The organism is Rothia sp. HMSC066G07, assembly GCF_001814485.1.
Taxonomy (GTDB): Bacteria; Actinomycetota; Actinomycetes; order Actinomycetales; family Micrococcaceae; genus Rothia.
Map to the genome: position 1 here is coordinate 175007 of NZ_KV816924.1, position 20030 is coordinate 195036.

17 protein-coding genes are annotated in these 20030 nt (G+C 60.9%); 13 read left to right on the forward strand and 4 right to left on the reverse strand.

Annotation, left to right across the window (positions count from 1 at the left end; all coding sequences use genetic code 11):
* Positions 1-134 precede the first annotated feature (134 nt).
* The 7 genes from HMPREF2971_RS04425 (at position 135) to HMPREF2971_RS04455 (ending at position 7691) form a co-directional block, all read left to right on the forward strand.
* Positions 135-1709: an amidohydrolase gene (locus HMPREF2971_RS04425; RefSeq protein ID WP_070691580.1), complete on the forward strand. Its 1575-nt coding sequence runs from the start codon at positions 135-137 to the stop codon at positions 1707-1709.
* A gap of 280 nt (positions 1710-1989) precedes the next feature.
* Positions 1990-2949, forward strand: a complete 960-nt coding sequence (locus tag HMPREF2971_RS04430; protein ID WP_070635232.1) for an L-lactate dehydrogenase — start codon at positions 1990-1992, stop codon at positions 2947-2949.
* Between the two features lie 375 nt (positions 2950-3324).
* Positions 3325-3600, forward strand: a complete 276-nt coding sequence (locus HMPREF2971_RS04435) for a hypothetical protein (protein WP_005506054.1) — start codon at positions 3325-3327, stop codon at positions 3598-3600.
* Between the two features lie 190 nt (positions 3601-3790).
* Positions 3791-4642, forward strand: a complete 852-nt coding sequence (recO, locus tag HMPREF2971_RS04440) for a DNA repair protein RecO (RefSeq protein ID WP_070691582.1) — start codon at positions 3791-3793, stop codon at positions 4640-4642.
* A 177-nt stretch (positions 4643-4819) separates the two neighbouring features.
* Positions 4820-5611 (forward strand): isoprenyl transferase, encoded by a 792-nt coding sequence (locus HMPREF2971_RS04445; protein WP_070691585.1) that lies wholly within the window; start codon positions 4820-4822, stop codon positions 5609-5611.
* Positions 5612-5680: 69 nt separating this feature from the next.
* Complete coding sequence (locus HMPREF2971_RS04450; RefSeq protein ID WP_049353091.1) at positions 5681-6769, forward strand: quinone-dependent dihydroorotate dehydrogenase; 1089 nt, start codon at positions 5681-5683, stop codon at positions 6767-6769.
* 265 nt (positions 6770-7034) lie between these two features.
* Entirely contained in the window at positions 7035-7691 is a 657-nt protein-coding gene (locus HMPREF2971_RS04455) for a DUF6318 family protein (protein ID WP_070691587.1), read from the forward strand.
* A 110-nt stretch (positions 7692-7801) separates the two neighbouring features.
* Here HMPREF2971_RS04455 and HMPREF2971_RS04460 read toward each other — a convergent pair whose 3' ends face one another.
* On the reverse strand, positions 7802-8431 hold the full coding sequence (locus tag HMPREF2971_RS04460) for a DUF3043 domain-containing protein (RefSeq protein WP_070691589.1): 630 nt from the start codon (positions 8429-8431) through the stop codon (positions 7802-7804).
* A 115-nt stretch (positions 8432-8546) separates the two neighbouring features.
* On the opposite strand from HMPREF2971_RS04460, the gene HMPREF2971_RS04465 reads away from it, so the two are divergent.
* The 6 genes from HMPREF2971_RS04465 to HMPREF2971_RS04490 all read left to right on the forward strand — a co-directional run bounded on the left by HMPREF2971_RS04465 (position 8547) and on the right by HMPREF2971_RS04490 (position 14389).
* Positions 8547-9941, forward strand: a complete 1395-nt coding sequence (locus tag HMPREF2971_RS04465) for a M20/M25/M40 family metallo-hydrolase (RefSeq protein ID WP_070691591.1) — start codon at positions 8547-8549, stop codon at positions 9939-9941.
* 290 nt (positions 9942-10231) lie between these two features.
* Positions 10232-10585, forward strand: a complete 354-nt coding sequence (locus tag HMPREF2971_RS04470) for a HesB/IscA family protein (RefSeq protein ID WP_044150446.1) — start codon at positions 10232-10234, stop codon at positions 10583-10585.
* Between the two features lie 113 nt (positions 10586-10698).
* Positions 10699-11769 carry an anthranilate phosphoribosyltransferase gene (trpD, locus tag HMPREF2971_RS04475; RefSeq protein WP_070691593.1) on the forward strand — a complete coding sequence of 357 codons (1071 nt, stop codon included), beginning with the start codon at positions 10699-10701 and terminating at the stop codon, positions 11767-11769.
* Between the two features lie 511 nt (positions 11770-12280).
* Entirely contained in the window at positions 12281-12772 is a 492-nt protein-coding gene (locus HMPREF2971_RS04480; RefSeq protein WP_246825039.1) for an NfeD family protein, read from the forward strand.
* A 93-nt stretch (positions 12773-12865) separates the two neighbouring features.
* Positions 12866-13861: an SPFH domain-containing protein gene (locus tag HMPREF2971_RS04485; protein WP_049341226.1), complete on the forward strand. Its 996-nt coding sequence runs from the start codon at positions 12866-12868 to the stop codon at positions 13859-13861.
* Between the two features lie 189 nt (positions 13862-14050).
* Complete coding sequence (locus HMPREF2971_RS04490; protein WP_005506034.1) at positions 14051-14389, forward strand: RNA polymerase-binding protein RbpA; 339 nt, start codon at positions 14051-14053, stop codon at positions 14387-14389.
* A gap of 238 nt (positions 14390-14627) precedes the next feature.
* On the opposite strand, the gene HMPREF2971_RS04495 is transcribed toward HMPREF2971_RS04490, so the two are convergent.
* From HMPREF2971_RS04495 to HMPREF2971_RS04505, 3 genes are all read right to left on the reverse strand, one after another.
* Positions 14628-15362, reverse strand: coding sequence for a polyprenol monophosphomannose synthase (locus HMPREF2971_RS04495; RefSeq protein ID WP_049341224.1), 735 nt, complete (start codon positions 15360-15362; stop codon positions 14628-14630).
* A 134-nt stretch (positions 15363-15496) separates the two neighbouring features.
* A complete protein-coding gene (locus tag HMPREF2971_RS04500; protein WP_049341223.1) occupies positions 15497-16675 on the reverse strand; it encodes an amidohydrolase in 1179 nt (392 codons plus the stop codon).
* A 243-nt stretch (positions 16676-16918) separates the two neighbouring features.
* Positions 16919-19975 (reverse strand): DEAD/DEAH box helicase, encoded by a 3057-nt coding sequence (locus HMPREF2971_RS04505; protein WP_070691597.1) that lies wholly within the window; start codon positions 19973-19975, stop codon positions 16919-16921.
* Positions 19976-20030: the final 55 nt, after the last annotated feature.

Sequence of the window (20030 nt, forward strand, 5' to 3'; positions counted from 1 at the left end):
ACTCCACTGAATCAAAGATTCCTAGGATATATACAAATTTTCTTTTATGTGACACAAATTTCTTTTTGGGCGTTTTCGACTCCATCACGCCCGAGCATCTAGCGCCCGGCGAGCGCAGACGGTAGCGTAGAAGCATGACTGACGCGAACGCACAGGGCACCGCCGCCCACACCCAGCCCACTTCTGACAGCTCCGGTCGAACGGCACCGAACCGACCCGCCGTAATAACTCGCCACTATGACGCGCCCGACGCTGATTGCGTGCGCGGTAGCGAGTACTCCGAAATCCTCGCCCTCGAAACCGAGCGGCGTAAGCGTGCCGCTGAGCACCGCCGCAAGCGCGGGCACGCGCATCCCGAGCAGGAACATGCTGACCACGGTCAGCCCGAGCAGGAACGTAGCCACGGCAACCGCCACGGTCATGGAAAGGGGCACGGTCACCGCCTCGACGAAGACAGCGGGCTGGCGCATATTCGCCGCGACCTCGCCGAATCCGTCGCCACGCGCGCGGACTCCCTGACCGCAATTCTCAAGGCGATTCACGCGCACCCTGAGACTGCCTACGAGGAGTATTTTGCCTCCCGCACGCTCGTTGATGCGGTCCGCGAAGCCTACCCGAACCTCAGGATCGAGTACCCCGCCTTCGGTCTGGATACCGCGTTCAAAGTGGAGCTCACCAGTGCCGACTACGACCCCGCCACACACCGCACCATCGCGATTCTCTCCGAATATGACGCGCTGCCGGGCATCGGTCACGGCTGCGGCCACAACGTCATCGCGGTATCCGGGCTGGGCGCTTTCCTTGCCCTGGCGGATGCGCTCGCCACCGGTCCCGAGGCGTTCAGCGGTAGGGTCCTCTATTACGGCACGCCCGCCGAAGAGTCTGATGCCGGTAAGGAGCTGATGGCGCGTGCCGGCGCGTTCGAGCAGGTGGATGCCGCAATTATGGTGCACCCCTACTTTATGGATGTGGCTGATCAGGCGTGGTTGGGTCGCCGCGAATGTCGCGTGAACTATCAGGGTGTGAGCGCGCACGCTTCCTCGCACCCGTTTATGGGTCGTAACGCCCTGGATGCGGCGAACCTGGCGTATCAGGGGCTCGGTCTGTTGCGTCAGCAGATTCCCGGTTCTGACCGTATTCACGCGATTATTGACCACGGTGGGGACGCCCCGAACCTGATTCCTGCCTCCGCGAGCCTGCACATTAATATCCGTTCTAAGCATGCGCCGACTCTGCGTGCGCTGTCGCGACGGGTTGAGGAGGTGCTGCGCGGTGCGGCGCTCATGGCTGGCGTGAGTGCGGAGGTGACGTGGGATTCTTCGCCGATGACCATGCCGGTGCGCACGAACCGTCCGCTGTTGAAGCGTTGGGTTTCGGCTCAGCGTTCGGTGGGCCGTCACCCGTACCCGCCCGGTACGGTGAGCGACACGCTGGCGGCTTCGACCGATTTCGGTAACGTGAGCCTGCGTGTGCCCGGTATTCACCCGCTCATTCAGATTGCGCCCGAGGGTACCGGTATGCACACGGTGGAGTTCGCGCACTGTGCGGATACTCCGGCGGCGGTTGATGCTGCCCTGGATGCGGCGTTCGGGTTGGCTTCTGTGGCTTTGGACTTCCTGGTCGACGACGATCTGGCGGATGCTGTTCGTGCTGATTTTGAGGCTTCCGGCGGCGCCGTGGATGTGGAGGGCTACTTTAGCGGCATGTGAGCTTACTCAAAAGGTCAGAACGTCATTATTTGGTTTTGTGAGTGAAAAACACCCCCTAGAACCCATAAAGTCACCAGCACCCATCGAAAAAAGCAAAATAACCCAACACAAAACGCAAAATCTGCGGCATAATAGAAAGTAACGAAGCGAGCCCACCGGGGAAGAACGCCCACCCTAAGGAGATTCACCCCCCCCGAGGCACACACCCGCTTCCTAATAAACCCCGCGAGAATCCTCTCGCACCACACGGATAACTCTCACGAAAAGAGGGCATACAGCAATGAACGGTGTCAACAACCCCACCAAGCTCGGCGTCATCGGTGCAGGCGGCGTCGGTAGCGCAACCGCATACGCAGCTATGGTCCGCGGCTCCGCAGACGAAATCGTCCTGTACGACATCGACGGCAAGCGCGCACACGCTGAAGCACTGGACATCGCACACGGCGCAATGTTCGCACACGAAGCAACCGTCACCGGTGGCGATGACATCGAGCTGCTGCGCGACTGCGACATGGTCATCATCACCGCAGGTGCTCGCCAGAAGCCGGGTCAGCCCCGCCTCGAACTGGCAGGCGCAAACGTCGCAATCCTCGAGAAGCTGCTGCCGAACATCCTGTCCGTAGCACCCAACGCGATTATCATGCTCGTCACCAACCCCTGTGACGTTCTCACCGTTGTGGCTCAGAAGATCACCGGCCTGCCCGCAAACCGCGTGCTGTCCTCCGGTACCGTTCTGGACTCCTCCCGCCTGCGTTGGCTGATTGCTAACAAGGCTGGCGTCTCCATCAAGAGCGTTCACGCAAACGTTGTTGGTGAGCACGGCGACTCCGAGTTCCCCGTCTGGTCCGCAGCAAACATCGGCATGGTTCCCCTGACCGAGTGGGAGCAGGACGGCAAGCCTGTCTTCACCGAAGAGGTCCGTGCAGAGCTCGCAACCGAAGCTATGCGCGCAGCATACAAGGTTATCGAGGGCAAGGGTTCCACCAACTACGCAATCGGTATCTCCGGCGCACGTATCGCTGAGGCATTCCTCGGCGGCCAGAACGCAGTGCTGCCCGTCTCCACCACCATTGCAGGCGAGCTGTACGGTTTCAAGGACGTTGCACTGTCCCTGCCCACCATCGTGAACCGTCAGGGCATCCAGCGCGTGCTCGAGGTTCCCATGAACGAGGCTGAGCTGGCACAGCTGAAGGCATCCGCTGAGGCAATCCGCGCATCCGCAGCTTCCCTGGGCTTCTAAAAACCCGGCTTCTCATTCTCTCGGGCTCAACCCGCAAGAAGCAAACATTCAGTAGGCGCAGCGTCAAGCTGAGCTAACCGACAGAAGAACCCGCCGCACCCGGCACCTGCTCCCTTGAGGAGTGGGGAAGCTGGGGACGGCGGGTTCGCTGTGTCTGTAAGGTCTTTTATGCGGGGCTTGATGTGCCGCATGCATGCTTGGCTTGACCAGCCTGACTTGACCAATCTGGGCTTATCGCTCTGGCTTTGGCGTTCTCTTCACAGCCCCGAATTTATTCACCGATTTACCTGCCGCGCCCGTTCATAGTTCCGCGTTTAAACCGCCGCATGACCGCCCGGCACACACCATCGGCCTGTAGGTAGTAGAATAAATGGCATGAGCATTGATCCTCGCACCGAACTCACCCGCCTCCTTGACGCGCTGGAGGCGCACCTGACCGCCGTCGTCAACCGAACCGGCGAGCACGACCCCGCCGTCGATGAGGCATACGTAGAAATCGCCAACGCCTTCGAAGCCTACGAAGATGCCCTCTTCGAAGCGTACAACGAGGTCACTCCCTTGAGCGTCTACGGTGATGAAGACGAGGATGACCTTGAAGAAATCCTCGACGATGAAGACGACATCGACGACGATATTGAGTACGAGGACTAAATAGCGCCTCGCCCATACGTTACGGACCGACCCCTGACCGGTACCCCTACGCGGGGTAATACGGCAGGGGTCGAACCGTACCCACAACACCCGCGTAGATCTTGCCCTCAGCGTCTACCGGGCGTCCGCAGAGGACCTACTGAGCATCCACCACGCACCTACCGAGCATATACCGAGAACGGAGACACCCGTGAGCGAACCCCGCACCTGGCGCGACGCCGCCCTCATCCTCCGCACCCAAAAACTCGGCGAAACCGACCGCATCATCATCATGCTCACCCGCGACGGTGGAATCACCCACGCCGTCGCCAAGGCTGTACGCAAACCCACCTCCAAATTCGGTGGACGACTCGAACCGTTCATGCACACCGACCTGTCCTTCAGCCGCGGCAGAACCAACCTGCACACCATCACCCAGGCGGCAACCCTGCACGCCTACACCGCACCGATTATGGCGAACTACGATGCGTACACGTGCGCCTCCACCATCGCCGAACTGGCAGAAGCACTCACCAAAGACACCGACAGCACCGCCGATATTTACACCCTCACCCATGGGGCGCTTGCCGCGCTCGCGCACGGGCAACATGTGCCGCAGAGGATTCTGACCCGCTACCTGGCGCGCAGCATGAACGCCGCCGGCTGGCCGCTCATCGGTGAGAACTGCACCCGATGCGGAAACCCGCTCGTGAGCACCGATAGCCGGGGCGATAACGGGTCAGACAGTAGCACCCCCGGTGCTACAAGCGGAAGCGGCAGGTACATTGCCTTCCACACCGCCCACACCTACGGGCACCACACGGTCCTCTGCCCCCAATGCGCACCCGCCACCGACACACCCCTGACCGGCCTGCGTGCCGAAGAGCTCGGCTATGCGCTCGCTACCGCCTCGGCAGATCCGCGCGCCTGGGCAACTATTGACGCAGCGCCGGTGCCGGTCGCCTCCAAAATTCTGGGACTCTACCTGAAAACCACCCAAAACCTGCTCGAACACCCCCTGAAAACGGCGAGCGCCCTCGAAGCAGAAATTCCTGCCTCGTAAAAGATGCACGCCGGCGCGTCAAACATGGGCCAACCAGGACGCAAAATAACCCCCGAAGCACCCACCCATGCGCGCTGTGTCACGGTAAAATAGCTAACAGCACGCCAGCGTTTATTTCTGGCGTATATCTAGGCAAACGACCCCGGGGGAGAACCCCGCCAGGGAAGAAAGGCACACATGGCACGCACCCAGCCCGTACCCCCGCCCGCGCACCCCACCGGGGCAACCCCTCCGCCGATTCCGAAGAAGTTCATTCCGCAGCACGTCGCCGTCGTGATGGATGGTAACGGACGCTGGGCAAACGAACGCGGCCTGCCCCGCACCGAGGGTCACCGCGCCGGTGAGGCTGCACTGTTGGACGTTGTTGCGGGCGCTATCGAAATGGGCATCCCGTACGTGACCGCCTACGCGTTCTCCACCGAAAACTGGAAGCGCTCACCCAGCGAGGTTGCGTTCATTATGCGTTTCTCCACCGAGGTGCTGCAGCGTCAGCTGGAAACCCTCAAGACCTGGGGCGTGCGCATCCGCTGGGCTGGCCGCCGACCCAAGCTGTGGAAGAACGTCATCGAAGAGCTCGAACACTGCGAGCGCGAAACCATCAATAACACGGTCTGCACCCTCACCATGTGCGTGAACTACGGCGGCCGCGCAGAAATCGCTGACGCAGCGGCAGCTATCGCAGCGGACGCTGTTGCGGGCAAGCTCAAGCCCGGCAATATTACCGAAAAGACCATCCAGAAGTACCTGGACGAGCCCGACCTGCCCGACGTTGACCTGTTCCTGCGTTCCTCCGGTGAGCAGCGCATCTCGAACTTCCTGCTGTGGCAGAGCGCCTACGCCGAGATGATTTTCATGAACGTGCTCTGGCCCGACGTTGACCGCCGCACCCTCTGGGAAGCTGTCGAAGAGTACGCGCGCCGCGACCGCCGCTACGGTGGCGCTGTCGACGCCGTCGCCAACGACAAGTAGCGGCCCGGCATACAGTCCCGGCTCATAGCCCCATAAACCACCCACACCCTCCAACACTAGGGAGAACAAATGCGCATCTACCCGACCTTCTTCAACATCTTCTTCAAGGGCATGGACCCCGAGAAGGCACACCACGTCGGCTTCTGGGGCGTTCAGACCCTGCGCAACGTCGGCATCACCCGCGCGCTGCGCAAGTACTTCCAGCCCGCCCCCGAACTGGCAACCACCGTCATGGGCATTACTTTCCCCTCGCCGTTCGGCCTGGCTGCAGGCTTCGACAAGGGCGGTAAGGGCATTGCCGCGCTGGCTGGTATCGGCTTCGGCCACGTCGAGATCGGTACTATTACCGGTCAGGCGCAGCCCGGCAACCCGCAGCCGCGCCTTTTCCGCCTCGTGGAAGATAAGGCGGTCATCAACCGCATGGGCTTCAACAACGACGGTGCCGCAGCGGCAGGCCCGCGCGTTGCCGCCGCCCGCGCAGACCTCGAAACCGAATACCGCGGCGCTGTACGCCCGGTCATCGGCGTGAACATCGGCAAGACCAAGGTCGTTGAGCTCGAGAACGCTATCGAGGACTACCTGATCTCTACCCGCACCCTGGCACCGCAGGCAGACTACCTGGTCGTCAACGTCTCCTCCCCGAACACTCCGGGTCTGCGCACCCTGCAGGCTATCGAGTCGCTGCGCCCGCTGCTTGCCGCCGTGCGTGAAGAGGCAGACCGCGTATGCCCCAACCGCCACGTACCGCTGACCGTGAAGATCGCGCCGGACTTGGTCGATGAGGACGTAATCGAGGTGGCAGCCCTGGCTAAGGAGCTGAAGCTGGACGGCATCATCGCCACCAACACCACCATCGCCCGCGAGGGTCTGGGTCTGACCAGCGACATGACCAAGGTCAAGGAAATCGGTGCCGGCGGCCTCTCCGGTGCACCGCTGAAGCCCCGCTCCCTGGAGGTGCTACGCCTGCTCAAGCGCGAAATCGGTGACGACCTCGCCATCATCTCCGTTGGCGGCGTGACCACCGCTAAGGATGTGCAGGAGCGCCTGGACGCTGGCGCCGACCTGGTGCAGGGCTACACCGCGTTCCTGTATGAGGGTCCGCTCTGGGCGGCACACATTAACCGTGGCCTGGTGAAGTTGCGCCGCGCTCGCCGCTAGAAGGTTTGCAGGTGGGAGCGTTATGCTCCCCGGGATGCTGATTCGGCGTGCTGAAAGGGGGGCACCGTTCTCTACCCGTAGGGGGGTGGAGGTGGTGCCCCCTTTTGTATGCCCACTATTCCGCCGAAAAGCCACATGTGTTTCGAAAAGCCACTAAAGAAGTAGCTTTTCGAAACACATGTGGCTTCTGAGCGTATGAGTTCGTGCTCGCGCATAATGGAGATAAGTGGGAGACCATGCACTACAACGATGTGGAGGACCAACCATGAACCCGAATATGCTGAACCGCCGCTCAATGCTGACCGGCGGCACATTCATCAGCCTCAGCACCCTACTCGCCGCCTGCGTGCCGCACGATATCACAACTGCAGGAGACGGATCCACCGCCTCCGGCACGCCTGCCACCAACAGCAGCCCAAGCAGTAGCACCGGCAACAATGCCAGTAGCGGCGAATACCGCAAAGCAGACGCCAAAGGCCCCGCCCAGAACGTCCCCAAACCCAACGCCCCCGAAAACGGATACCGCGACAAGACCCCCGACGGCATCCTCAAAACCATGGACGCCTGGAACCAATGGATCAACTACGGCGTCCAAACCGGCGACTACAGCAAAGCCCGCGAATTCCTCTCCTCATCAAACGACGGAGAACTCAAAATCTACAAGGAAGTAGAAGCGCTCTACCAGCGCGGCGGATGGGTCATCGACGGCATCGAACACTTCGAACCCGCCGGCATACCCAGGACCGACGACCATCAAACCTACTACCTGGAAACCAGCCACGAATGGGACAAACACACCGAGGTGGAACCCGACGGCCGCCAAGAAACCTGGAGCAGCGACAAGGAAGAAGAAATCTACACATTCGCCCTCGAACACCGCGACGGCAAATGGCAGATCCTCTACTCCCGAATCGAAGCCTAACAGTACCGGCGTCTAGCCACGGTTATACGTCCACGCGCAAGAACATAAAAATAGGGGAGAGGCCTGAACCTTCAGAACCTCTCCCCAAGCACCTATAAGGCACAAACGACTTAGTGCGGGTACTCGCCGTACTTCACCATCGGAACCGGGCGGCGCATACGACGAATCATCATCATACGGTTAAACGCATACATGCCAGAACCACGCTGAACCTCGCCGAACTTCGCAATCAGCTTCTTCTTCAGGCTGCGCCACAAAATAAAGTAGTCAACAACCCACAGAATCATCAGCGCATACATTGCGTACACGGAACCGTAATAAATCGGTGCCGCCGCAGTAGACGTACCCGACACACCCTGAGCAATCCAGCCACCAATAAGCAGAACCAGCAGCACAGCCAACATAAAATCGCCAAGGTTACGGCGCGCATCCACATAATCACGGATATAACGGCGCTGCGAACCACGGTCCACGGCGGGCAGGTAACGTTGATCGCCACCCATCAACGCATCATTCTGACGCTCACGAGCCTTCGCCATCGCCTCACGTTCACGCGCCTTCGCCTCCTTACGGTCACTAACAACCAGAGGCTGACGACGAGCCGCCTGCTGCTCCTTACGCGAAGGAGTAGGACGGCCCTTCTTCGGGGTGAACTTCGGATTAACCGGAGCCTGAGGCTCCTCTACAACCTGCGGCTGAACAGCTTCCGCTTCAGCCTTCTCTTTCTTACGACCAAACACCCTCCCATCATACCCGAACGGCACACACCAAACCCGCCCCCACAAGCCCACACCAGCAACTGAAACAACCCCAACCACCCGGCAGCGGCGGGTAAGGTGGGGGTAAGGTAGAAACATGACTACTGAATTCACCCACCACAGCGCCCTACGCGACGCCGTCACCAAAAACTTCGAAGCAACCCTGCAGACCCTCACCGAGCTCGTCGCCATTCCCTCCATCGCCTGGGAATCGCACGACCTCACCCAGGTAGACCGTAGCGCCGAGGCAGTCGCCGCGCTCGCAACCAAGGCAGGCTTCGACAACGTACGCATCGAACGCGCCACCTACACCACCGCAGACGGCACCGAAAAGCAAGGCATGCCCGCCGTCATCGCCTCCCGCCCCGCCGCAGAAGGCTACCCGACCATCCTGCTCTACGCCCACCACGACGTACAGCCCGCCGGCAACCTCGACCTGTGGGACACCGACCCCTTCGTCGCAACCCGCAAGGGCGACCGCCTCTACGGCCGCGGCGCAGCAGACGACAAGGCAGGCATCCTCGTGCACCTCGCCGCGCTCGCAGCCCTCAACGAAACTCTCGGCGAGGACTTCAAGCTCGGCGTGAAGCTCTTCATCGAGGGTGAAGAAGAGGCAGGCTCGCCCTCCTTCGTCTCCTTCCTCAACACCTACCGTGAGGAACTGTCCGCCGACTACATTGTCGTCGCAGACTCCGCCAACTGGCGCGCTGGCGTACCCGCACTGACCACCAGCCTGCGTGGCGTCGCATCCGGCGACATCGAAGTACGCGTCGGCAGCCACGCCATTCACTCCGGCATGTTCGGCGGCCCCATGCTCGACGCACACACCCTCATGGCACAGCTACTCGCCACCCTGCACGACGCCACCGGCGCCGTAGCCGTCGAAGGCCTGCACCGCGCCCCCGAACCCGAACTCGAATACGCCGAAGCAGACTTCCGCAACGACTCCGGCATCCTCGACACCGTACCCCTGGCAGGCACCGGATCCGTTGCATCCCGCCTGTGGACCCAGCCGGCAATCTCCGTCATCGGCATGGACATCCCCTCCATCGCAACCTCCTCCAACACCCTCGCCGTCGTATCCCGCGCACGCATCAGCACCCGCCTAGCACCCGGCGACAACCCCGAAAACGCACACCGCGCACTCGCCGAACACATCAAGGCACACGCACCCCACGGCGCACAGGCGAACTACACCCCCGTTGACTCCGGCATGCCCTTCGCCACCGAAGTCGACGCAGACGGCGCACAGACCGCCCTCGACGCAATGCGCGCCGCATGGGACGTCGAACCCGTACAGACCGGCATGGGCGGCTCCATCCCGTTCATCTCCGACCTGAAGGACGTCTTCCCGCAGGCACAAATCCTCGTCACCGGCGTAGAAGACCCCGACACCCGCGCACACAGCGCCAACGAGTCCCTCTACATCCCGGACTTCAAGAACGCAATCCTCGCGGAGGCGCTACTGCTCAGCGCACTCGGCGCTCGCTAAACGCGCTCGCTGACCAGCACCCACTCGGATAGAAAGTTTCAGGAAGCGCGGGGGAGAAACATCCACAAAAGTGGGGGAGAAGGGTCACAAACCCCAACCCCCACTTTTTCGGTATCCTAGAAGCAGAATTATTCGTCAAGCTCCCACACCAATACTCACGCCCCCGGCGAACTATGCACACCCTAGGTTGTGCATCAAACACTCAGGGGCGTATCGTGAAGGCTAAAACACCCACACGCGACGCACACGCGACGCACACGGGCAACCAACAAAACAAAAGGACAACACCAATGAGTGCAACCACCATCGAACTGCCGACCCACGGCGTCAACCTCACCGAAGTAGCACAGACCAAGGTCCGCACCCTCCTCGAACAGGAAGGCCGCACCGACCTGCGCCTGCGCATCGCCGTCCAGCCCGGCGGCTGCTCCGGCCTCATCTACCAGCTCTACTTCGACGAGCGCGTCCTCGACGGCGACGCAGTCCGCGACTTCGACGGCGTAGAAGTCATTGTCGACAAGATGAGCGCACCCTACCTCGACGGCTCCACCATCGACTTCGAAGACACCATCGAAAAGCAGGGCTTCTCCATCGACAACCCCAACGCAGCAGGCTCCTGCGCATGCGGTGACTCCTTCCACTAAACCGAAGACACCCCAGCGCTAAGCACCCCACGGTGTAACACGCCTAACAAACCCCCGTCTCGCATACTGCACCCAACCATGCAGATACGCGGCGGGGGTTTTACACTTAACACATGACTACGCACGAAATCACATGGAAATACATCCTCAACCAGCTCGTCAAACACCAAAACCTCACCGACACCGAAGTCGCCTGGGCAATGGACCACATCATGACCGGCCAAACCGAACAGCCGATCCTCGCATCCTTCCTCACCGCCCTGCACTCCAAAGGCGAAACCCCCGAAGAACTCGGCGCACTCGCAGCCGGTATGATCGCCAAAGCCGAAACCGTCGACATTGACCCCAATGCCGTAGACATCGTCGGCACCGGCGGCGACCAGCAAAACACCGTCAACATCTCCACCATGGCAGCCCTCGTCATCGCAGGAACCGGCGCCACCGTCGTCAAACACGGCAACCGCGCCTCCACCTCCAAATCCGGCTCCGCAGACGTCCTCGAAGCCCTCGGAATCCGCCTCGACATGCCCATTTCCGCAGTCGCCGAATGCGCTCGCGAGACTGGCATCACCTTCCTGTTTGCGATGACTTTCCACCCGGCAATGCGTCACGTGGGCCCGACCCGCCGCCTGCTGGGCATTCCGACCGCGTTCAACTACCTGGGCCCCATGACCAACCCGGCGCGCGTGAAGTCCTCGGCTATCGGTGTTGCTAACCCGGTCATGGCTGAGAAGATGGCTCACGTCTTCGCGGAGCGCGGCGACCACGCCCTGATTTTCCGCGGTGATGACGGCCTAGATGAGCTGACCATCGCGACCACGAGCCGCCTGTGGGAGGCTGTAGACGGCGAACTGACCGAGTACCGTTTTGACCCGACCGAGTACGGTCTGCAGAACGCACCGCTGGAGCAGTTGCGTGGCGGTGACGCCGAGTACAACGCGGGCGTTTTCCGTGCAATTTTGGCGGGGGAGGGCGAGGCCCCGAAGAGCCCGCTGCGCGCCATTCACGACGCTGTGCTGATGAACGCTGCCGCTGGCCTGGTCGCGTACCGCCCGACTAACGGCGAAAGCTTTGAGGCTCGCTTCACGCAGGCTTTGGCTGATGCCCGCGAATCTATTGCATCCGGTGCAGCAGAGCGTGTGCTCAACGCCTGGGTAGAGTTCAGCTCCAAGCACGCAGAATAAAGAAGCTCAGAATAAAGAAGCTCAGTAGCTGATGATAGGCACCCGAGATGGGGCGCACCGAATGGTGTGAGCTCGTCTCGGGTGTTTGTCGTTTAACGTGAGCCGCTGAGGGACATGCTGAGGAGCCCAAAGGTTCGGAGCAATTGAGCGCGCAGGTGCGGGTCGAGGAAGCTGAGGCGCGCGGAGTTCAGAGTGGCGGACGAGAACAGCATGGTCGCATCACGAGGAGTACAGGTTCGACCCGCATTGGTCGGAGCGCCAGCCAGAGCGTAGAAAGCACCGGTGAGTGTCCGGTGGGGTAGTGAAAAATAGGTCTACTTTACATAATGTATATTATCGGCTTTTTAGGGAGGTTTAGAATGAACCCGAGATTCCCCGTATCTAAATAAAGTCTTAACAGTTCATGTATTAATCTCACCCACTCACCATAACCGTCGCCAGTACTCAATCCACCTGAAATAATGGATATACCCCGCATCACGAAGGTGCTGTCGCCTCGTATGCAGATTCAATGTCAACCACGCCGGTTGATGTACATCAAAGGAGAAAACTCGTGGATTGGCTCTTTGAGACACCCTGGACACTCTGGGTTGCACTCGCCCTCGTTTTCGCCGTCATAGAAATGCTCAGCCTCGACCTGTTCTTTCTCATGCTGGCGATCAGCGCAGGCGTCACCGCAGCAATATCGCCCTTCGTGGATAACATGCTGATTCGAACCGTTATTTTCGTGGTTATCTGCCTGATTCTGGTTCTTGGCCTGCGCCCGCCGCTGCTGAAGAAACTCAATAAATCAGCTACCGGAGCTGTCACTAATGCCGAAGCACTCATTGGTGCTGAGGTGCGCGTCACTCAAGATGTGACTAGTGAAACCGGTTTGGTGGTACTAGCTGGCGACACCTGGACGGCGCGCACCACCTCCGGAAAGCTCGTTGCAGGATCACACGCGAGGGTACGAGCCATTGAGGGCGCTACCGCAATCGTAGAGCCTCTCCCCCACAACTAAGACCAGCAACTAAGACCCATCTGAATACCGGCTCCAAAAGCCAATTCAGATACTCCAAAAACACACCATATAACTCACCGATAAGGAGAAACAATGCCTATCAGCCTTATTCTGACGGTCCTACTCATCCTCTTCGTACTGACGATGCTCGCAAAGACCGTGCGCGTCATCCCGCAGGGACGAGCCGGCATCGTCGAACGACTGGGTAAGTTCCACGCCGTTCTCAAGCCCGGCCTGCACATCGTCATCCCCGTGATTGACCGCGTGCTGCCCCTCATCGACCTGCGTGAACAGGTCGTTTCCTTCCCCTCGCAGTCCGTGATCACCGAAGATAACCTCGTGGTCGGCATCGACACCGTCGTGTACTTCCAGGTCACCGACCCCCAGGCCGCAACCTACGAAATCACCAACTACATTCGCGCCGTAGACGAACTGACCAGCGCAACCCTGCGTAACGTCGTCGGTGGCCTGAACCTGGAGCAGACCCTCACCTCCCGCGACCAGATTAACGCGGAGCTGCGAGGCGTACTCGACTCCACCACCGGCCGCTGGGGCCTGCGCGTCTCCCGCGTGGACATCAAGGAAATCCAGCCCCCGGTGTCCATCCAGGACTCCATGGAGAAGCAGATGCGTGCAGAGCGTGACCGCCGCGCCGCAATCCTCACCGCAGAAGGCCAGAAGCAGTCCGACATTCTGACCGCAGAAGGTGAATCCCGCGCAGCCATCCTGCGTGCAGAGGGTGAAAAGCAGGCACAGATCCTTCGTGCAGAAGGTGACGCACAGTCCGCAATCCTGCGCGCAAACGGTGAAGCAGAAGCCGTGCAGAAGGTCTTCGCAGCAATCCACGAATCCAACCCCAGCCAGCAGCTGCTCACCTACCAGTACCTGCAGACCCTGCCCAAGCTCGCCGAAGGCGACGCCAACAAGCTCTGGTTCATCCCGACCGAACTCGGCGATGCACTGCGCGGCCTGGGCAACGCATTCGGCACCCTGCCCGCATCCGACCTGGCAGACGCACCGAAGAAGCCCGCAGCGCAGGCGCCCAAGAGTGCACCGCAGGCACCCGGAAGCTACGGCATCAACGGCTAAACGCGAAATCTAACGCATAAAAAGGCGTGAATCACCAAAAATCACGCCGAATAAACACCACCACGCTGGGCGGGTGGAGACTATTACCGATATAATGGATGTTTTGTAAACGTTCGAGGGAATAGCTCTCCCCCGCCCAACGTTATGCCTAAAGCGCCAAAGAGCGCACCCGACGACACTGGAGGAAAAATGAGCGATCGTAGCCTGCGCGGTATGCGCCTGGGTTCCCAGTCGATGGAAACCGAATCGAACGTACAGCCCGCGCCCCGCCAGCGCGTCGAATACCGTACCGCAGACGGTGACCGCGTTTTCGTGACCTTCGCGGCAGAAGCAGAAATCCCCTCGGTATGGACCGCAAAGTCCGGCAAGGAAGCATACCTCGTCAACGGCGACTCCACCGCAGACGCCGAAGAAGAGAAGCCCGCACGTACCCACTGGGATATGCTCATGGAACGCCGCAGCATCGAAGAGCTGGAAAAGACTCTGGAAGACCGCCTAGAATACTACCGCAAGCACTACGCGCTCTAAAAGCGCCGTAGAGGCGCCGTAGAAACGCTGTAGAAGCCCGCGCTGTAAGAAGGGCCCGCTAAGCACCACTCGTGCTCTTAGCGGGCTTCTTGTTTTGGCGCTGGTTCCGTCGGTACATGAGCCAGGAAAGAGCGCTACAGACAGCATAAAAAGACCGGGGCGGATACGTTATGTATCCGCCCCGGTCTTTCGTTTAAAGCTCAGGCGCGAGAAGCGTCTGCGCAAAAAGCTACCGGGCTTACTTGCCCAGAGCCTTCTTCAGCTTCTGAATGCGGTTAGCCATACCCCAGCGGGTCACCTTAGACATGGAGTCAAAGATAATGTTGCCGTCCATCTTCGAAGCGCCAATCTCACGCTCAACGAAGGTAATCGGAACCTCAACAATCTTCAGGCCAGCCTGCTCAGAACGCCACGCCAGATCAACCTGGAACACGTAGCCCTTCGAGTCGATACCCTCAAGGTTCAGGCGCTGCAGAGCGTCACGACGGTACGCACGGAAACCAGCGGTAATGTCCTTAATGGAGGTGCCCAGAATCAGGCGGGTGTACAGGTTAGCACCGCGAGAGAGAATCTGGCGGTGAGCCGGCCAGTTCTTGGTCTTGCCGCCGGGAACGTAACGCGAACCAATAGCCAGGTCAGCGCCCGCCTCCACAGCACGAACCAGGGAAGGAAGCTGCTCAGGCTGGTGCGAGCAGTCAGCGTCCATTTCAATCAGAACGTCGTAGCCTGCCTCAAGGCCCCAATCGAAGCCAGCGAGGTATGCGCCACCCAGACCGTCCTTAACGGTGCGGTGCAGAACGTGAATCTGGGAATCCTTAGCCGACAGCTCATCAGCAATCTGACCGGTACCGTCGGGGCTGTTATCATCCACCACGAGAATATCCACCTCGGGAGCTGCCTTGCGAAGACGCTCTACCACGATGGGCAGGTTCTCCTTCTCGTTATACGTCGGGATGACAGTTAGAACGCGCATATTACTCCCTCACAGGTGTATATAAAACAGGCAGTGTAGGTATCCAGTATACCGGGTAAATATTTGAGCAACTGAACCATTGGCGGCCTCCACTGCTCCTAAACCGCCTAAAAAGGTGTTGACAAGCTAAAAAATTAGTTACTTTCAGTGTAAATAGATTCCAGGACGGGCAGAGTCGAATCCTCCTCCAGCGCCGGAAGCAACGGAATGCGAGCGCGGGGGTCGGTACTCCACGATGCTACGCGGGAGTCGGGTGCCTGGACCATGAGGGCTTCGACGCGCCACTGTGCTACGTATGCGGGGGTGTCGGGGGTTAGCTGGCCGGTGAAGGGGTTTTCTTCGTGTGCTAGGCGGTAGACGCCGCGGGTGAGGGCGGCGAAGGCGCTGCGTGCGGAGATGCCGTGTTCGTCGTTGACGAGTTCGCGGATGAGGGACCAGGCGCCGGGTGCGTAGAGTTTGGCGTCGGAGCCGAGGGCGATGGAGGTGCCGGCTGCGTTTGCGCGGCGTGCGACGGATGCCACAGATTCACGTGCTTCTCCCCCGGCGTGTGCGAGGAGTGCCTGGACGGTGTCGTTGTTGGCTTCGTCTTCTTCGGGTTCGCAGACGCTCAGGCCGAGGTTGATGCGTGCTTCTGCCAGTTTGGTGAGGTATTCGTCGGTGATGGGGTCTTGCGGGGTGCTGATTGCTGCGTCGAGGCGGATGGGCAGCCAGGGGCGGCTCTCGCGTACGGCGAGTGCGGCATCGGCTGCGGTGGTGAAGCCGGTGGATGCGTCGATGGAGAGCAGGAGTGCGGCGTCTTCGGCTACCTGTGCTGCTGCGGGGGCTTCGGCGGGTGCGACGAAGATGCCGACCAGCTGCAGGCCCTTGACGGCGCGTTCGCCTTCGGTGAGGGGGCGTAGTGCTTTGATGGCGCTGATGAGTTCGTCGGTTTCTACGCCGGTGGCGTTGAGGATGAGGCGGATGTCGGGTGTGCCGTGTTCGGTGCTGTAGTAGCTGAGTGCGGAGACGAGGTCGGGTACGTCTTCCATGCTGGCGATTAGGGTGTGCGTGTGGTAGCCGGCTGCGCGGTATGCCTGCAGGTAGTCGAGGATTTCGGGTGCTTCCTTGCCTGCGACCGGTGCCAGTGCGCGCGCGAAGGCGGGGGTTAGTAGGGCGCCGTCAAGTTCGGTGATGGTGGCTGATTCGTCGGCAATTGAACGCGCCCCGGAGTCGGAACCAACCCAGCGGACGAAGCCGTCTTCGACCAGCATTGCGGTTGCGTACGGGTCGACCGGGCTGTACACGCTACCATCTACAAAAATACGGGTAGACATTAGATTCCTTTCACCATTGAGGCGCGCCGAGGCGCACACGAGGGCGGGCACTTCAATTGTGCTCGCGTAGCTTAGCTGAGCGTCTCATTTGAGTATAGAAGCACCCCCGCTACCTGCGGTAGTTCGTTCGTCCTTAGATGAGGCGGAACTTAGATGATGTAGAACAATGCACAGTAGCGGGGGTGGTAGCCCGAACCGGTCGGGCGCGGTGTAGCACTATGTACGGTATAGCTAAGGTGCGGGCTAGACGTCGAGTGCGACTACGCCGCGGCGTACCGCCTCAATTGCCTCTTCACAGCGGGCGCGGATGACCGGGTCCAGGGAACGGATGTGCGCGATCTGGTCTAGGGCGTCCAGTACCTGCTTTGCCCAGCGTACGAAGTCGCCGGCGGCAAGGCCGGTGTCCTCGATTGCCTTTGCGAGGTGCGCGCCGTTCGCCCAGGCGTACATGGGTTCGACCAGGCCGAAGTCGCATGCGGGGGTCGGGTTGACCTTGAACTGTTCTTCGGCTGCGTTCAGGTCGGCGAGGCGCTGCGTAATCGTCGCGATGGGTGCGCGCAGGGACGGGTGCGGGTAGTGAGCCAGGTATTCCACCGCGTCGCGCTTGCCCTGGTAGGTTAGTGCGGCGACGGTTGCCGCGATGGCGGCGGGTTCCAGTCCGTCGAGGAAGTGCGCGTCCAGGCACAGGGCGGTCAGCAGGTCGCGCTCGCCGTAGATGCGGCGTAGCGCCTGGCCGCCGGTGGTTAGCGACAATTCGCCGTCTTCGGTGCGCTCGACGTAGCCGTAGCTTTCCAGCAGGCGTGCGATGCGGTTGAAGACCTGCGCAATCGTGTTGGTGCGGCGGGCAATCTGGCGGCGCAACCCTTCGGTTTCGGAGTTGAGCTTCTGCCAGCGTTCAGCCCAACGCATGTGGTTTGCACGGTCGGAGCAGCCGTGGCACGGGTGGTTACGCAGCTGAGCCTGCAGAGCCTCCAGCTGCGCGTCGATGCTGTTTTGGCGTGCAGGGATGTTCTGCTGTGCGAGCGCACGCGGGGCGCGGCCGTCGTAGAGCGCCTGACGCATGCGGCTTGCGGTGTCGCGGCGTTCCTTGGGGGTTTTGAGGCTCAGTCGCTTGGGGATTTTGATACGTGAGACCGGTTCGATGGCGCCTTCGAAGTCGCGGGTTGAGGCGGTGCGCTGGTGCGCGTCCTCGGTAAGGATGCCGATGCGCGGGTCGGCGTGCGAGTCGGAGCGGGTGATGACGACTGCGTAGCCGCGGGAGCGGCCGTGCGGAATGTAGATGATGTCGCCGGGTAGTAGCTGCTGGATGCTGTGGTGCGCCTGCGCGCGTGCGTGACGCTCGTTGCTCTTGGACGCCTTCTTCTCCAGCTCGGCGATTTGGCGGCTGAGCTGTACGTATTCGGTGAAGTCGCCCAGGTGGCATGCCATGGCTTCGCGGTAGCCTTCGAGGGCACTTTCGTTTTTGCGTACGCGGGAGGCGACGCCCACGACCGACTTATCCGCCTGGAACTGCGCGAAGGAGGATTCCAGAATCTTGCGGGTGCGCTCGGCGCCGTAGGAGGCAATGAGGTTCGCCGCCATGTTGTAGGTGGGGCGGAACGAAGAGTTCAGCGGGTAGGTGCGGGTTGAGGCGAGGGTTGCCACGTGTTCCGGGGACATGCCGGGGCGCCACATGACGACGGCGTGGCCTTCGATGTCGATGCCGCGGCGGCCTGCGCGTCCGGTCAGCTGGGTGTACTCGCCGGGGGTGATGTCTACGTGGGATTCGCCGTTGTACTTGGTGAGCTTTTCCAGGATGACGGTGCGTGCGGGCATGTTGATGCCCAGTGCGAGGGTTTCGGTGGCGAAGACCAGCTTGATGAGGCCCTGCGTGAAGAGGGTTTCGACAACTTCCTTGAAGAGGGGCAGTAGGCCGGCGTGGTGCGCGGCGATACCGCGAATCAGGCCGTCGCGCCACTCGTAGTAGCCGAGGGTGTTCAGGTCGCGGGTGTCCAGGTGAGCTGTCGCTTCCGCGATGTAGGCGCGGATGGTCTGCTGCTGTTCGGGGGTGGTCAGCGTAATATCGGCGGATACGCAGTGGCTGACTGCGCCGTCGCAACCGGCACGGGAAAAGATAAAGCAAATAGCCGGTAGCAGGCCCTGCTTGTCGAGGGCGCGCACCATCTCCGGGCGGGTAATGCGCTGCGGACGCAGGGGCTTCTGCTCACCGCGCGCATCAAAGTCCCGGTCGTTGCTGAAACGATCGCGACGGTCCGAGCGGCCGCGCTCGCCGCTGCTGAACGTCTCATTGAGCCAGCCTTCACGGCGGTGACGGAAACGTTCACGCTTGCCGCCGTAGCGTCCGCGGCCCGGGCTCGAACGGAAGCCGGGGCGTAGCGCCTTCAGCTGCGGGTTCAGACGCAGACCGGCAAGCAGAGGGTTAGCGCCCGCCTCCACGGATGCGCCGCGCTGCTTAGCCTTCTGTGCCTTCTTCGCCTGCTTGCGGGAGAGCTTCTCCTCCGGCTCCTGGTTCTTGCCCTGGGTGTGGTTTTTGCCCTGTGCGGAGTTGTCCTCGGGTACGAATAGATCCACCACACGGTGACCGACCATCATGTGCTGCCACAGGGGCACCGGGCGGTGCTCAGAAACAATAATGTCCGTGCCGCCGCGCACTGTATCCAGCCACGCGCCGAACTCCTCAACGTTCGACACCGTCGCCGACAGAGAAATGACGTTCACGTGCTCGGGAAGGTGAATAATCGCCTCTTCCCACACTGCGCCACGGAAACGGTCCGCCAGGTAGTGCACCTCATCCATGACCACATAGCCCAGGCCGGTCAGCGTGGTCGAGTTGGCGTAGAGCATGTTGCGTAGCACCTCGGTGGTCATCACGACCACGGGCGCTTCCGTGTTAATGCTCGTATCGCCGGTCAGCAGACCCACGTAATCCTCACCGTACGCGCGCACAAAGTCGTGGTACTTCTGGTTGCTCAGCGCCTTAATGGGGGTCGTGTAGAACGCCTTCATGCCGCGGCGCAGCGCCAGGTAGATACCGAATTCACCCACAATGGTCTTACCGGCACCGGTGGGTGCGGCAACGAGGACGGAGCGGTCCGCCTCCACGGCGGCACACGCCTGACGCTGAAAATCATCCAGCGGAAATTCAAGGGACGCCTCAAAAGCGCCGAGGGCGGTCTTTGCGTAGGCGGCGCGCTCTCGGGATGCGGTGTAGGCGGCAGCGTAGTCGGTGCGCTCCGCCGGGGTCTGTGCGTTAGAAGCGTTAGAAGTGTGTGCGTCGGACTGTGCGTGGTGCTTGCTCATAGTATGTCCAGTGTAACGGTTCGCCCGCCGCGAGCCTCCAGAAAGCATCCTGCAC